Raw genomic sequence first — 13,766 nt, 5'->3', positions numbered from 1 at the left:
TCTGCGTCGGGGGTGCGGTGGACGCCCCGGAAGGGGGAGGGGCGTCGCGGAAGTCGCAAGGGAAGCGCCCGGCGGTCCGGGGGACCTGCTCGGGCGTCCGGGGGAGGTGTAACCAACCCGGTGGCGACCGCATTCCGGGGTCGGTGTTCCGGGGCCGGCTCCCCGTGGGGAGCGGCGGTGGTATGCCAGGTACAACGCCCCGGCCCCGGCGACGATTCCGCCGTGGGGGTGGCCCCGGCCACGCCGAGACCGGCCGCGGAGGCGACATGTCGGCGGTGACCGCGCGCGGGGGCGGGCCGCCCATCGGACACCGATGGCGACGTCGCCCCGGACCAGCCAGCGGTCCGGCGGGGGCCGTGCGCCGGGTAGGCCGGCGGTCGCCGGGTAAACCCGACATTCCGTGCGGACGGCGATGCGCGGGACGAACGTCCGTCCCCGCCGCACCCGTAGGCGGCGGCCCACCGCTAGTCTGGGCGGTCATGAACGTCGCACAGCGGGACGGCCGCCGGTGAGCCCCACCCAACGCCTCCTCGACACCGACCAGATCCGCCGGTACGTCGCAGCCTCCCTCGGGACCGCCGTGCAGGTCACCGACTGCGGGCCCCTGAGCGGGGGCGGATTCGCCGCCGTCTGGTGGGTGAAGCTCGACGACGGGCGTGCCGTGGTGCTCAAGGTGGGGCCACCGCCGTCGGTGCCGCTGCTGCGCTACGAACGGGACCTCATCGCCGCCGAGGCACGCTACCTGCGGCTGGTGGCGGCGCACGCGCCGGCCGTACCCGTACCACCGCTGCTGCACCACGGCAGTGACCCGACCCTCGGGGACTGGCTGCTCACCGGCCACCTCCCCGGACGGATGCTGTACACGCTCGTCGCCGACGGCGTACCTGTCGACGAGGTCTGGACCGAGCTGGGCACGGCGTTCGCCGCCCTGCACCTGGTGACCGGCGACCGGTACGGCTACGACGGCGGTCGGGCCGCCGGCCCGACCTGGCGGTCGGCGTACACCGCGATGGTGGACGACCTGCTCGCCGACGCGGCGGACTGGGCGGTGCCGCTGCCGCTGCCGGCCGACCGGCTGCGGGCCCTGGTCGCCCGGCACGCCGGGGTGCTGGACGTGGTGCGCCGTCCGGCGCTGCTGCACTTCGACGGCTGGGCGGGCAACGTCCTCGCCGTGCCGGGTCCGGACGGTGGGCACCGGCTTGGCGGGCTGGTCGACGGTGAGCGTTTCCTGTACGGCGATCCGCTGCTGGACCTGGTGTCGCCGCTGCTGTTCCGCCGCGCCGAGGACACCCCGGACGACCCGTTCCTGTGCGGCTACCGTGCGGCCGGGGCGCGGGTGGCGCTCGACGAGCCGGGGGTGCGCCGCCGGCTCGGCCTCTACCGGCTCTACCTCTACCTGCTGATGACGGTCGAGGCGCCCAGCCGGGGGATCACCGTGGACACCGAACCCGACCGGTTCCGGATACTGGCGCGGCTGCTCGACGAGGAACTGTCCGACCTGGACGGGCCCTGAGCGGGGCGGTGGGGTCAGAGCCAGCCGGAGCGGCGGAACAGTCGGTGCAGGGTGAACGCCGCGGTCGCCATCAGCGCCAGCGCGGCCGGATAGCCGTACCGCCAGGACAGCTCGGGCATCCGGGCGAAGTTCATCCCGTAGACCCCGGCCACCGCGGTCTGGGTGGCGGCGATCGCCGCCCACGCCGCGATCTTGCGCATGTCGTTGTTTTGGTCGACGGTGAGCTGGGCCAGCCGGGACTGCAGGAGCGAGTTGAGCAGCTCGTCGTAGGCGGTGATCCGGTCGACCGCCCGGGTGAGCCGGCCCTCCACGTCGACGTACCAGCGGCGCAGGCCCACCGGCAGGCCGCCGTCGGGCGCGGCGACCAGGGCACGCAGCGGCTCCTGGAGCGGCAGGACCGCCCGCTTGAACTCGACCAGTTCCCGTTTGAGCTGGTAGATCTGCTGGATGTCGGCGGCGTGGTCGGGGGCGAAGACGGTCTCCTCGACGCGTTCCAGGTCCCGTTCGAGGTGGGCGGCGACCTCCAGGTAGAGGTCGACCATCCGGGCCGTCACCGCGTACGCCACCGCCCACGGGCCCTCGGCGAGCAGTGACGGGCGGCCCTCGATCTCCCGGCGGACGGGCGCGAGGGCACCTGACGCGCCGTGCCGGACGGTGACCACGAACCGGTCGCCCAGCAGCACCATCACGTCGCCGGTGTCCACCACGTCGGAGGTCGCGGTCAGCTCCCCCTGGGCGACGTAGGCGGCGGTGCGCAGCACCAGCAGGGTGACCGGGCCGTGCCGCTGCACGGTGGGGCGGTGCCCGTCGGCGAGCGCCTGCGCCACGGTCAGCTCGTCGAGGCCGAAGACCTGGCCGACGGCGGCGAGCACCGCCGCGCCCGGGTCGTGCAGGCCCAACCAGACGAAGGCGTTGCGGCTGCGCCGGGAACGGGCGTACGCGTCGGCGTAGTGCGGCCGGCCGGTCTCCCGGCGACCGTTGACGTAGACGGCGCAGTCGACCACGGCGTCCGGGTTGGCCCGTCGGGCGGGGCGGTCGGGCGTCGCGCCGGAGGGTCGGCGCAGCCGGCCGACCAGGGTGCCGAGCCGGGGCCCGAGCAGGGTCGTCAGCGCTCGCCGCTCCACCGGGTACCTCCGCCTCGCCGCCCGTCCGCCGGCCCACCGTAGTGGGTCGGCACGACACCGGGCGGGGGCGGGTCAGCCGACGGCGGTGGCCCGTACGACGACGTTGTCGGAGTAGTCGCGGGACCGTTCGTCGAACCGTCCTCCACAGGTGACCAGACGCAGCGTCGGTCCCGGTCCGCCCGGCCCGTAGACCAGCGTGGTGGGGAAGTTCCGCTTCGGGTACGCCCCGACCCCGTCGACCGCGAACCGCACCACCCGCCCGTCGGCGCGGGTGATCCGGACGGTGTCGCCGGGGCGCAGCCGCCCCAGGTCGAAGAAGACCGCCGGCCCGTCGCGGGTGTCGACGTGCCCGACGACGACGGCGTTGCCCGCCTCGCCGGGGCTGGCCCCGGGCCGGTACCAGCCGGCGACGGTGGGCCGGTCCAGCGGCGGCACCTCGAGGGTGCCGTTCGGGTCGCCGGCCACCGGCACCAGGTCGGCGTGCACGCCGATGGCCGGGATGTCGATGCGGACCGGGGTGGAGCGGGGCAGCGCCGGGACCGGGGAGCGGCTGGTGCCGCCGCCGCTGACGTCGATGCTCGGCTGGGGTGGTCCGACCGGTCCGAGGGTCAGCCCGGCGGCGATCAGCGCGATCCCGGCGGTGCCGCTGACCGTGACCGCGGTGACGGCGGCGCGGGTCCGGCCCGCCCACTCGCGTACGCCCATCGCCCGTCCTCCCCGACGTCCGATGTGGTCGGGGTGCCCGTACCGGTTCGGTGCGGGCACCCGTCCCCAGGGATGGTGTGGCGCGTCGTCGACCGACGCCTGCCGTTGGTCAGGCGATGGCGTCCGCCGCCGCCCGGCGTCGGCGGCGCAGCAGCACGGTGGCGCCGAGCGCGGCGGCCCCGGCGAGGGCGCCTCCGGCCGCCAGCAGGCCGGTGTCGCCGGCGTCGCCGCCGGCCCCGGCGGGTGCCGCGCCGATCGGTGTGACGGTGAAGGTGGCGCTGCCGGCGGAGCTGCCGTCGCCGCAGGTGGCGGCCACGGTGTAGGTGCCCAGGGTGAATCCGGCGGTGAAGAGTTCGGCGCTCAGCCCGCCGCCGGCCGCGGCGGTGGTGGAGCGGACGTTCTGGTCCCGGTCCGGGCCGGTCACGTGGAAGATCACGTCACCCGCCTTCGGGTTGCAGGTCGTCGCGGTGAGCACGACCGTCCCGCCGACCGGCGTGGTGGCCGGCGACACCGTGGTGTCCGCGAGTGCGGCGGCCGGGAGCAGGAGCGTGCCGAGGCCCACGCCGAGCGCCGCCGATACGAGGATCTTCTGTGCCTTCATACGCGTCTTCCCTCACTTTTCGTCCGCTGTCTGCGTGGGACGTCGTTCGGGTGGCCAACTCCGTAACTAGCACCGGTGTGCCCAACCCTAGGAGGGATGGCCCCTCCTACCGGGGTAAATGAGAAATCTTCGTTGCCGTCACGTGTTCTCCCCTCCGCCGGAGAGCGGCGGAATTGCCGGGACGCCGGGGACAGCCGCGCCACCCGACACCCCAGCCTCCTAGGATGCCTTAGGGGGTGTGACCCACCCCGCTGACGATTTCCCACAACCGCCCGTGGACGCGCCGTCGCCGGCCGGCCCGGGGTCAGGCCGGCGTCGGGTCGGTCACCCAGCCGGCGACCAGCACCAGGCCGGTGGGGCGGTGCACGGCGAGGAAGCCGAACGGCCTGTCGACGTCGAGGCGTACCCGTCGTCGCCGGACGGTGGCGCGCGGTGCCGCGCCGCCGGCCCGCATGGCCAGGGCGGTGACGGCGGCGGCCCGCAGGCCGGTGGCGCTGAACTCGGCCCGGGCGCTCTGCCGGGCGTCGGAGACCGACAGCCGGGGGCTGATGTCGGGGAAGTGGTCGCCGTCGCGGGCGGCGGTGGCGAGGCCGAACAGGTCGGCGTGGTCGAGCAGGTCGTGCTCGCCGGTCACCGTGAACCCGACGGTACGCACGAGCAGCTCCGGCCGGTCGTCGTGCCCGTCGACGGTGTCCTCGGTGACGCCGGGTCCGGCCGGTGCGGGCAGGATCGCGGGGTGGTCGAGCGCCCCGATCGCGGCCGGGAGCACCCGGGCGGCGGGTTGCCCGTCCGGGCCGAGGGCGAGCAGCACGTCGACGTCGGCGTTCCCGGCGACGGTGAGCAGGCTGACCGGGCCGGCGGCGGTGTCGGCGACCCGCAGCGCCGCCGGGTCGCCGCCGCCCCGGTGCAGCCCGGCGAGGGTGCGGCCCTGCCACGGCCCGGTGACCGGCCGGTAGGGGGCCGGGCGGAACGGGGTGGCCCAGTCGACCAGCACGCTCAGCGCGGTGGCCAGCACCAGCGCGGTGCCCGGCCCGACCGGGACGGGCATCCGGGGGATCAGGCCGTCGGTGTGGTCGTGCGCCCACCGGTCGAGGCGCGGCTGGTCGACGGCCGGGTCGCCGGTCAGCTCGCCCCGGGTCGAGGCGTCCACCTCGGTCAGCCAGCGGCGGCCCAGGGGCAGCCCGGCGCGGGACCAGAAGCCCGCCGCGAGACGGGTGGTGGGGGAGTCGACAGGGGTGGCCGGGGTGGGGGCGACGGCGTGCAGTTCGGCGCGGGCCGGGCCGGTGGCGTACCGGGCGAGCAGCGCGAGCAGCGGGTACGCCCCGACGCCGGACAGGACGGTCTGCCGGTCGTCCAGGCGGGCCGCCCAGCGGGCGGTGAGGGCGTTGGCGGGCGGGCTCATGGGGCGGCAGGCTACCCGACCCCACCCCGCCTGCTGTCCGCCCCGGCAGGCCGGTGGTGGGGTCGGTGCGGCCGGCAGGCGGTGGTGTGACAGCGTGGCCGGGTGGGTGTGCGCGAGGTCGACCTGGCCGTCGTCGGTGGTGGTGGGGCCGGTTCGCTGGTGCTCGCCGCGCTGGCCCGGCACGAACTGCCGGGGTTGCGGGTCGCCGTGGTGGACCCGGTGCGCAAGCGCGGCCAGGACCGCACCTGGGCGTTCTGGGGCGCCCCGGGGGGTGATCTGGAGCCGATGCTCAGCGCCAGCTGGCCGCGGGTGGAGGTGACCACCCCGGCGGCCACCCGGATGCTGGAGCTGACCCCGCTGCGGTACGCGATGCTGCGTTCCGCCCCGGTCTACGCGCGGGCCGCCGAGGCGGAACGGCGGCTCGGCGCGGCCCGCTACGACGTGGCGGTGGGCGCGCTCGACGACGACGGCACGGCGGTGACGGTACGCGACACCGAGGGCCGGGCGGTGCTGCGCGCCGGTTGGGTGCTCGACTCGCGCCCCCGCCCACCCCGCCGGCCCGGCCGCACGGCCTGGTTGCAGCACTTCCGGGGCTGGTGGTTGGAGTCGTCGACGCCGGTGTTCGACCCGGGGCGGGCGGTGCTGATGGACTTCCGCACCCCGCAGCCGGCCCGGGGGGTGTCGTTCGGCTACGTGTTGCCGGTCAGCGACCGGTACGCGCTTGTCGAGTACACCGAGTTCTCCCCGGCGGTGCTCACCGACGCGGGCTACGACGCGGGCCTGCGCGGCTACGCGGGGCTGCTCGGGCTGGACCTGGCCGCGTTGACCGTGCGGGAGGTGGAGGACGGGGTGATCCCGATGACCGACGCGCCGTTCGACGGCCGCCCGTCGCCCCGGGTGGTGCGCCTGGGCACCGCCGGTGGGGCGACCCGCCCGTCGACCGGGTTCACCTTCTCGGCGATGCACCGGCAGGCCGGTCAGGTCGCCACCGCGCTCGCCGCCGGCCGTCCGCCGGTGCCCCGGCCGGCGTACCCGAGGCGGCACCGGTGGATGGACGCGGTGGCGCTGCGGGCGTGGGATTCCGGGGTGGTGGGTGGGCCGGAGTTCTTCGACCGGCTGTTCGACCGGAACCCGGCGTCGCGGGTGCTGCGGTTCCTCGACGGCGCGACCGGACCGGCGGAGGACGTGGCCCTGATGCGGTCGAGTCCGCTGCTGCCGATGACCTCGGCGGTGGTCGGTGACGCGGTGGGCCGGCTGCGCGCCCGGCTGATCCGACGCTGAGCGGCGTCGGTCAGCGGGCGGCCCGGACCCTGTCGCGGATCAGCGTCCGCAGGCCCTCCATCGGGTCGCCGTCGTTCGCGCCGAGCCGGTTGCGGGTCGCCGCCACCGACAGGCCCAGCTCCGGGTACGCGTAGGCGAGGCTGCCGCCGCTGCCGGAGGTGCCGAACGAGCCGTCGTCACCGATGGTGTAGCCGAGGCCGAACGCCGTCTCCTGCCCGAACACCCATTCGACGCCCCGGACGGCGACGGTGCCGACTTGGCGCAGCCGGTCGGCGGAGATCAGGCGTACCCCGTCGACGTCGCCGATGAGCGCGGCGTAGAGCCGGGCGGCGGCGCGGGCGGTGAGGGTGCCCACGGCAGGCACGTCGGCGCATAGCACGTCGGGTCGGCTGCCGATGGTGGCGTCGGGGCGGACGGCCGGTGGGGCGACGGCGTCGAAGTGCGGCAGGTGGGTGGAGGCGAACGTCATCAGGTCGGCCAGGCCGTTGTCCTCCAGGACGGCCAGCCGGGGCACGTCGGCATCGGGCACCCCGAGGAGCAGTTCCCCGGTGACGCCCAGCGGGGCGGCGATGTCCTCGGCGAGCACGGTGGAGACCGTCCGGCCGGTGACCCGGCGGACGACCTCGCCGACCAGCCAGCCGTACGTCCACGCGTGGTAGGCGATCCGTTCACCGGGTGCCCAGCGGGGCACCGCGTCGGCGACCAGCGCGCACATCCGGTCCCAGTCGGTGAAGTCGGCCGGGGTGACGTCGGCGGGCAGGTCCGGCACCCCGGCGGTGTGGGTGAGCACGTGCCGCAGGGTGACGGTGTGCTTGCCGTGCCGGGCGAACTCCGGCCAGACGTCGGCGACGCGCAGGTCGTAGTCGAGCCGGCCCGCTTCGGCGAGGACGTGCACGACGCTGCTGGTCAGGCCCTTGCCGGTGGAGACGCTGAAGATCGGGGTGTCGGCGGTGAGCGGCCGGCCGGTGGCGGTGTCGGCGGTCCCGGCGGTCTCGTCGACGATCAGCCGGCCGTGCCGGTAGGCCGCCACCTGCACGCCCGCCTCCCGGCCGGAGTCGACGAGCGTGTGCACGGTCTGGCGTACCTCGGCCCGTAGGGCGTCCCCGTCGTCGGTCACGGTCGCCGACTCTGCCAGAGCCGGTCCGGGGCCGCCGCTGGGTTCCCGGCCGGTGCCGTCGGGGCCCGTCCGTGTCCCTGCGGCGGGGCTCTGGTGGGGTGCCGGTAGGTTCGGCGGCATGGTGGACGGGGTCGTGGAGATCTGGACCGACGGGGCGTGCAGTGGCAACCCGGGGCCGGGGGGTTGGGGTGTGCTGCTGCGCTACGGCGGGCACGAGCGGGAGCTGTGCGGTGGCGAGGCCACCCCGACCACCAACAACCGGATGGAGCTGACCGCGGCGATCGAGGCGTTGGAGGCACTGACCCGGCCGGCCACGGTGCGGCTGCACACCGACAGCACGTACGTGCGCAACGGCATCACCAGCTGGCTGGCGTCGTGGAAGCGTAACGGGTGGCGTACCGCGGCCAAGCAGCCGGTGAAGAACGCCGACCTGTGGCAGCGGCTGGAGGTGGCCTGTGCCCGGCACGAGGTGAGCTGGCGCTGGGTGAAGGGGCACAACGGCCACCCGGAGAACGAGCGCGCCGACGCGCTGGCCAACCGGGGGATGACGCAGGCGCGGGCGGCGGTGGGCGTCTCTCGCTGACCGTGGTCCCCGCGCGCCGACGCCCACCACGTCGCCGCGACCGCGCCGGTGGCGGCGCGCTACTCGGTGGGCGGGTGGGCGGCCTCCTCCTCGGCGGGGTCACCCGCACCGGTGACCGCGGCCACGTCGTAGCCGGCGCGGCTGGTCTCCCGGGCCGACCGGTGTTCCTCGGCGGGCAGGTAGGCGAAGTCGTCGCCGGTGTCCCCGCCGTCGCCCAGCGACTCGCCCGGCGGGCGCAGCGACGCCTCGTACGCCGGCACGCCGTTCGGCTCGTCGGTGTCGGCCCGGTCGGTGCGTGGTTGTTCCGTCATGCCGACCTACCTGCCCGCCCTGCCGCCCGGCAAACCCACCCGCGTGGGGCCGTCAGCGGCGGGGCCGGCGGGCCGGGGCGGGCGACACCACCGTGGTCCAGTGCACGGGGCGGCGCAGCCGTGCGGGCAGGGTGGTGTGCCGGTCACCCCGGGCCGCCTCGAGCTGGGACTGGTGCAGGAACAGGGTGTCGGACAGGTCGGCCCCGCGCAGGTCCGCGCCGCGCAGGTCGGCACCGGTGACGTCGGCCCGGCGCAGGTCCGCCCCACGCAGGTCCGCGCCGAGCAGCCGGGCGCCGCGCAGGTTCGCACCGACCAGGTCCGCGCTCCGCAGGTCCGCGCCGAGCAGCAGCGCGCCCCGCCGGTCGGCCCCGCCGGTGCCGGCACGGGCGGCTTCGCTGGCCGCCGCGAGCAGCGGGTTCACCCGGTCGCGGTGGGCGTCCACGTCGACCGTGGCCAGCTCCTGCCCGGTGCCGCCGGCCAGCGCGTCGGTGGCGTCGCGGGCGGCGCGCAGCTCGTCGTGCAGCGGGCCGGCGGGGGTGAGGGTGAGCGCCTCGGTGAGATACCAGAGCAGTTCGTGCAGGGGTCGGGTGACGGTGAACGCGGCGAACATGCCGGCGGCGGTGGCCGGGTCGGTCCGCCAGTCCCGGCCACCGAAGGTGACCTGGCTGACCCGCTGGCCGGCGCCGAAGCAGTCGAACACGACGCAGCCGGGGTAGCCACGGTCGCGCAGCTCGTCGTGGATGCCGCAGCGGGAGTCGGCGCGCAGGTGGTGGCAGGCGCGGCCGGCGGGCTTGTCCCGGGCGAAGTCGGCGGAGGCGGCGAACGCCGGAGCGACGCAGCACAACCCGACGCAACGGGCGCAGTCGGCCCGCAGCCCGCTGGTTTCCGCCATGCTGTCCGTCGTCTCCCTCGTCCGGGTGGTCGTCGCCGGCCCCGCGTCCGGGCCGGGCCGCCCCGGGCATTGTCCGCCGGGTCGCGGTCCGCCGATCGGGGAGGGTCCCGCCCGCCGATCGGGGGCGGTGGTAGCGCCGGGCAGCCCGGCCGGACGGGAGTCAGCGGCACCCGTCGCCCCGGGAGGGTGGGATAGGGTCCGGTCACCGCCTCGGACCCGGGAGATGCGATGGCCACCGACCACGTCGACGTGCTCATCGTCGGCGCGGGGCTGTCCGGTGTCGGTGCGGCCTGCCACCTGCGGCGCAGCTGCCCCGACAAGACGTACGCGGTGGTCGAGGCGCGGGACGCGGTCGGCGGCACCTGGGACCTGTTCCGCTACCCCGGCATCCGCTCCGACTCGGACATGTTCACCCTCGGCTACGCGTTCCGGCCGTGGACCGCGCCGCAGGCCATCGCCGACGGCGACACCATCCTGCGCTACGTCCGCCAGACCGCCCGGGAGTACGGCGTCGAGGAGCACATCCGGTTCCGCCACCGGGTACGCCGTGCCGAGTGGGACAGCACCACCGCCCGTTGGACGGTCCACGTGCACCGCGACGACACCGCCGAGGACATCGTCCTGACCTGTGATTTCCTCTTCTCCTGCACCGGGTACTACCGGTACGACGCCGGCTACACCCCCGACTTCCCCGACGTCGGGCGGTACACCGGGCGGCTGGTGCACCCGCAGCACTGGCCCGACGACCTCGACCACACCGGCCGGCGGGTGGTGGTGATCGGCAGCGGGGCCACTGCGGTGACCCTGGTGCCGGCGCTGGCGCGGCGGGCCGGGCACGTCACCATGCTCCAGCGTTCCCCCACGTACGTGATCGCGTTGCCGGCCCGGGACCGGCTGGCCGACGTGCTGCGCCGCCGGCTGCCCGCCCGCGCCGCCCACCGGCTGGTACGCGCCAAGAACGTGCTGTCCGGCACCGTCACCTACCAGCTCAGCCGACGTGCGCCCCGGATGGTGCGGGCGTTCCTGCGGCGCGCGGCGAAGGGCCGGCTGCCCGCCGGGTACGACGTGGACAGGCACTTCTCGCCCCGGTACGACCCGTGGGACCAGCGGCTGTGCGTGGCACCCGACGGTGACCTGTTCGAGGCTCTGTCCGCCGGTCGGGCCTCGGTGGTCACCGACACCGTCGAGGCGTTCACCCCGGGCGGTGTCCGGCTCGGCTCAGGGGTGGAACTACCCGCCGACATCGTGGTCACCGCCACCGGGCTGCGGCTGCTCGCCCTCGGTGGGATGACCCTCACCGTCGACGGCGTCGACGTCGACCTCGGCGCGACGGTGGCGTACAAGGGGATGATGCTCTCCGGGGTGCCGAACTTCGCGTTGACCATCGGCTACACCAACGCCTCGTGGACGTTGAAGGCCGATCTGGTCGCCACCTACGTGTGTCGGCTGCTGCGCCACCTGGACGCCACCGGCCAGCAGGTCGTCACCCCGGTCCCACCTGCCGACGGTGACCTGTCGCCGCTGATCGACCTGCGGTCCGGGTACGTGCTGCGCAGTGTGGACACGCTGCCCAGGCAGGGTGCCCGCGCACCGTGGCGGCTGCACCAGAACTATCCCCGCGACGTCGTGCTGATGAAACACGGCCGGCTCGTCGACGAGGGGGTCCGTTTCTCCCGGGCGACCGCCGACACCCCGGTCGGCTGAAGCCCGCCCCATCGTTGGATCGTCCCTTTCCCGCAGCAAGGAGGCCGCGTGCGCAACTTCGACTTCACGGCCGGGACCGCCGTGGTCACCGGTGCCGCCAGCGGAATCGGCGAGGCCCTCGCCCACGGGCTGGCCCGACGCGGCAGCGACCTGGTCCTGCTCGACCGCGACGGCGACCGGCTCGACGCGGTGGCCGCCGCGGTCCGGGCCGCGCATCCCGGGCGTCGGGTCGACACCCACCTGGTCGACCTGGCCGACCTGTGCACCACCGCCCGGGTGGCCGAGGAGATCAGGGCCCGGCATCCTCGGCTCCGGTTGCTGGTCAACAACGCCGGGGTGGCCCTCGGCGGCCGGTTCGACCAGGTCACCATGGACGAGTTCCACTGGGTCGTCGACATCAACTTCCGGGCCCCGGTGCAGCTCACCCACGCCCTGCTGCCGGCGTTGCGGGCCGAACCCGGCGCGCACCTGGTCAACGTGTCCAGCCTGTTCGGGCTGATCGCCCCGGCGGGGCAGGCCGCCTACGCGGCCAGCAAGTTCGCCATCCGGGGCTTCACCGAGGCGCTGCGGCACGAGTTGGCCGTCGACGGCATCGGGGTGACGTCGGTGCACCCCGGCGGCATCGCAACCAGCATCGCCCGCAACGCCCGGGTCGGCAGCGGCGTGCCCCGCGAGGAGTTCGACGCGGCACGGCGGCAGTTCGAGAAGCTGCTGTCCATCCCGCCCGGGCGGGCCGCCGAGGTGATCCTGCGCGGGGTCGAACGTCGGCGCGGCCGGGTGCTGATCGGCTGGTCGGCGAAGCTGCCCGACCTGCTGGCCCGGGTCGCGCCCGGTTCGTACGTCCGGCTGGTCGCCGCCGGGGTCCGGATCGCCGGTGGTCCGGGTGCACGGTCCGGGTCGACCGCCCGGGTGACGGCCCCGGTGCCGGCGGAACTACCCGCCGGTGAGGTCGCCTGACCACGGCCGAGGCGCGACGCCCCCCGAAGCGACGACCGCCGCCCCCGACGGTGGCGGCGGGGGAGGAGCACAGGTCAGGGCGGGTTGCTGCCCCGCTTCTCCTCCTGCGCCAGCACCGCCTCCCGGCGCTCCGGGTCGTCACGGGCGGCCAGTTCCGCCGCGAGCCGTGGGTCACCGACCAGCCGTTCCCGGTTGCGGTGCAGGAACGCCGCGAATCCCCCGGTGTACGGGCAGGCGAGGTCGCCGAGTTCCCGGTCCGGCTGGTAGCGGCAGCCGGTGCAGTAGTCGCTGATCTCGTCGATGTAGCGGCCGTCCACGGCGTACGGTCGGGTGTCCACCCGGGCCAGGTCGGCGTACTGGCTCATGCCGAGCACCGTCGTGTTCATCACCCATTCGGCGCCGTCGACGAAGCTGCGCTGGAACCAGTCGGCCAGTTCGGTCGGCCGCCAGCCGCGCTGCAACGCGTGGTTGCCGAGCACCAGCAGTCGCTGGGCGTGGTGCGCCCAGGCCCGGTCCCGCACCCCGGCGAGCACGTCGGCCAGGCAACGGGCCTCCACCGCGTCGGCGTCGAGGTCCTCGAACCACTGCGGCAGCGGTTCGGTCGCGGCCAGCCAACCGGTGCCCCGGTAGGGCGGGTCGACGTACCAGTAGAGCTGCCAGAGGAACTCCCGCCACCCGAGCACCCCCCGCACGAACGCCTCCACCGAGGCCAGCGGGGCGTCGCCCGACCGCCACACCGCCTCCGCCCGGGACACGGCCGTCGCCGGGTCGAGCAGCCCGAGGTTGAACGCGGCGGAGAGCATGCCGTGCGCCAGCACCGGGTCCTCGGCGCTCATCACGTCGCCGTAGCGGCCGAACGCGGGCAGCCGGTACCGCAGGAAGTGCGTCAGCCGGTCCTCGGCCTCGGCGGCGGTGGCCGGGTGCGAGCGGGGGGCGTCCCGGCCGACGAACCGCACCCCGTCGCGTTCCCACCGGTCCAGGTCGGCCCGCACCTCGGCGTCGATGTCGTCCTCGACGATCGGCGGTGGGGGCGGCACGTCCAGGGTGCGTCCGCCCGGGACGCCGCGGCCACGGTCGGCCGGACCGGGGCCGGTGAGCACGCCGTGGCGGCGCTTGGCGTAGCGGTAGAAGTCGACCATCCGCAGGGGCCCCCGGCGGGGCCGGTCCGCCCAGTCGGCGAAGTCGGCCCGGTCGGTGACGAATCCCCGGGGCGGCAGCACCGTCAGCCCCGGCACGGACCGGACGAAGTCCCGGGTCGCCCGGGTGCTCGGGTGGCAGACCTCGACCGGGCCGTCGACGGCCGCCAGGGCCTCCCGGAACGTCGCGGTGCGCAGCAGCACCGCCCGGTCGCCGAGTTCGGCGGCGCGGTGGCGCAACGCGCTGAGGATCAGGTGTGCCTTCTGCCGGTGCAGCCGCCGACGCCGGAACAGGTCGGTGACCTCGACCAGCAGCACCGGTTGCCGGTCGTCGTCCAGGAAGTGCGGCCCGAGTTGATCGGCGAGCAGCCACCGGCGGGGAGACATGCGTCGATTGTGCCCAGCCGTCCGGTCACCCCACGTGCCGGGGTCGATCGGTC

Annotated in this window: 13 protein-coding genes; 5 read left to right on the top strand and 8 right to left on the bottom strand. The window is 75.4% G+C overall.

Features of this window, described 5'->3' with window-relative positions:
- The first annotated feature begins 508 nt into the window (after positions 1-508).
- Positions 509-1,513: a phosphotransferase family protein gene (locus Q2K16_RS04875; protein ID WP_302743797.1), complete on the top strand. Its 1,005-nt coding sequence runs from the start codon at positions 509-511 to the stop codon at positions 1,511-1,513.
- Positions 1,514-1,527: 14 nt separating this feature from the next.
- On the opposite strand, the gene Q2K16_RS04870 is transcribed toward Q2K16_RS04875, so the two are convergent.
- The 4 genes from Q2K16_RS04870 to Q2K16_RS04855 form a co-directional block, all read right to left on the bottom strand.
- Complete coding sequence (locus Q2K16_RS04870) at positions 1,528-2,637, bottom strand: magnesium and cobalt transport protein CorA (protein WP_302743796.1); 1,110 nt, start codon at positions 2,635-2,637, stop codon at positions 1,528-1,530.
- Between the two features lie 72 nt (positions 2,638-2,709).
- Complete coding sequence (locus Q2K16_RS04865) at positions 2,710-3,342, bottom strand: class F sortase (protein WP_302743795.1); 633 nt, start codon at positions 3,340-3,342, stop codon at positions 2,710-2,712.
- 109 nt (positions 3,343-3,451) lie between these two features.
- Positions 3,452-3,943, bottom strand: coding sequence for a hypothetical protein (locus tag Q2K16_RS04860; RefSeq protein WP_302743793.1), 492 nt, complete (start codon positions 3,941-3,943; stop codon positions 3,452-3,454).
- A gap of 304 nt (positions 3,944-4,247) precedes the next feature.
- Complete coding sequence (locus tag Q2K16_RS04855) at positions 4,248-5,345, bottom strand: serpin family protein (protein WP_302743791.1); 1,098 nt, start codon at positions 5,343-5,345, stop codon at positions 4,248-4,250.
- Positions 5,346-5,447: 102 nt separating this feature from the next.
- On the opposite strand from Q2K16_RS04855, the gene Q2K16_RS04850 reads away from it, so the two are divergent.
- Entirely contained in the window at positions 5,448-6,626 is a 1,179-nt protein-coding gene (locus Q2K16_RS04850; RefSeq protein WP_302743790.1) for a lycopene cyclase family protein, read from the top strand.
- A 10-nt stretch (positions 6,627-6,636) separates the two neighbouring features.
- Here Q2K16_RS04850 and Q2K16_RS04845 read toward each other — a convergent pair whose 3' ends face one another.
- Complete coding sequence (locus Q2K16_RS04845) at positions 6,637-7,743, bottom strand: serine hydrolase domain-containing protein (RefSeq protein ID WP_302743789.1); 1,107 nt, start codon at positions 7,741-7,743, stop codon at positions 6,637-6,639.
- Between the two features lie 118 nt (positions 7,744-7,861).
- On the opposite strand from Q2K16_RS04845, the gene rnhA reads away from it, so the two are divergent.
- Positions 7,862-8,326: a ribonuclease HI gene (gene rnhA, locus Q2K16_RS04840; RefSeq protein WP_302743788.1), complete on the top strand. Its 465-nt coding sequence runs from the start codon at positions 7,862-7,864 to the stop codon at positions 8,324-8,326.
- Between the two features lie 59 nt (positions 8,327-8,385).
- Here the strand turns inward: rnhA and Q2K16_RS04835 are convergent, their stop codons facing one another.
- A complete protein-coding gene (locus tag Q2K16_RS04835) occupies positions 8,386-8,637 on the bottom strand; it encodes a hypothetical protein (protein WP_302743787.1) in 252 nt (83 codons plus the stop codon).
- 52 nt (positions 8,638-8,689) lie between these two features.
- Positions 8,690-9,529, bottom strand: coding sequence for a pentapeptide repeat-containing protein (locus Q2K16_RS04830; RefSeq protein ID WP_302743785.1), 840 nt, complete (start codon positions 9,527-9,529; stop codon positions 8,690-8,692).
- 228 nt (positions 9,530-9,757) lie between these two features.
- On the opposite strand from Q2K16_RS04830, the gene Q2K16_RS04825 reads away from it, so the two are divergent.
- Complete coding sequence (locus Q2K16_RS04825) at positions 9,758-11,233, top strand: flavin-containing monooxygenase (protein WP_302743784.1); 1,476 nt, start codon at positions 9,758-9,760, stop codon at positions 11,231-11,233.
- Positions 11,234-11,281: 48 nt separating this feature from the next.
- On the top strand, positions 11,282-12,190 hold the full coding sequence (locus Q2K16_RS04820; RefSeq protein WP_368052540.1) for an SDR family NAD(P)-dependent oxidoreductase: 909 nt from the start codon (positions 11,282-11,284) through the stop codon (positions 12,188-12,190).
- A gap of 74 nt (positions 12,191-12,264) precedes the next feature.
- On the opposite strand, the gene Q2K16_RS04815 is transcribed toward Q2K16_RS04820, so the two are convergent.
- Positions 12,265-13,713 (bottom strand): cryptochrome/photolyase family protein, encoded by a 1,449-nt coding sequence (locus Q2K16_RS04815; RefSeq protein ID WP_302743783.1) that lies wholly within the window; start codon positions 13,711-13,713, stop codon positions 12,265-12,267.
- Between the last annotated feature and the right edge of the window lie 53 nt (positions 13,714-13,766).

Origin of the sequence: Micromonospora cynarisoli, from assembly GCF_030518815.1 — a bacterium.
GTDB lineage: Bacteria > Actinomycetota > Actinomycetes > Mycobacteriales > Micromonosporaceae > Micromonospora > Micromonospora wenchangensis.
This window is presented reverse-complemented; position numbering and strand designations above follow the sequence as displayed.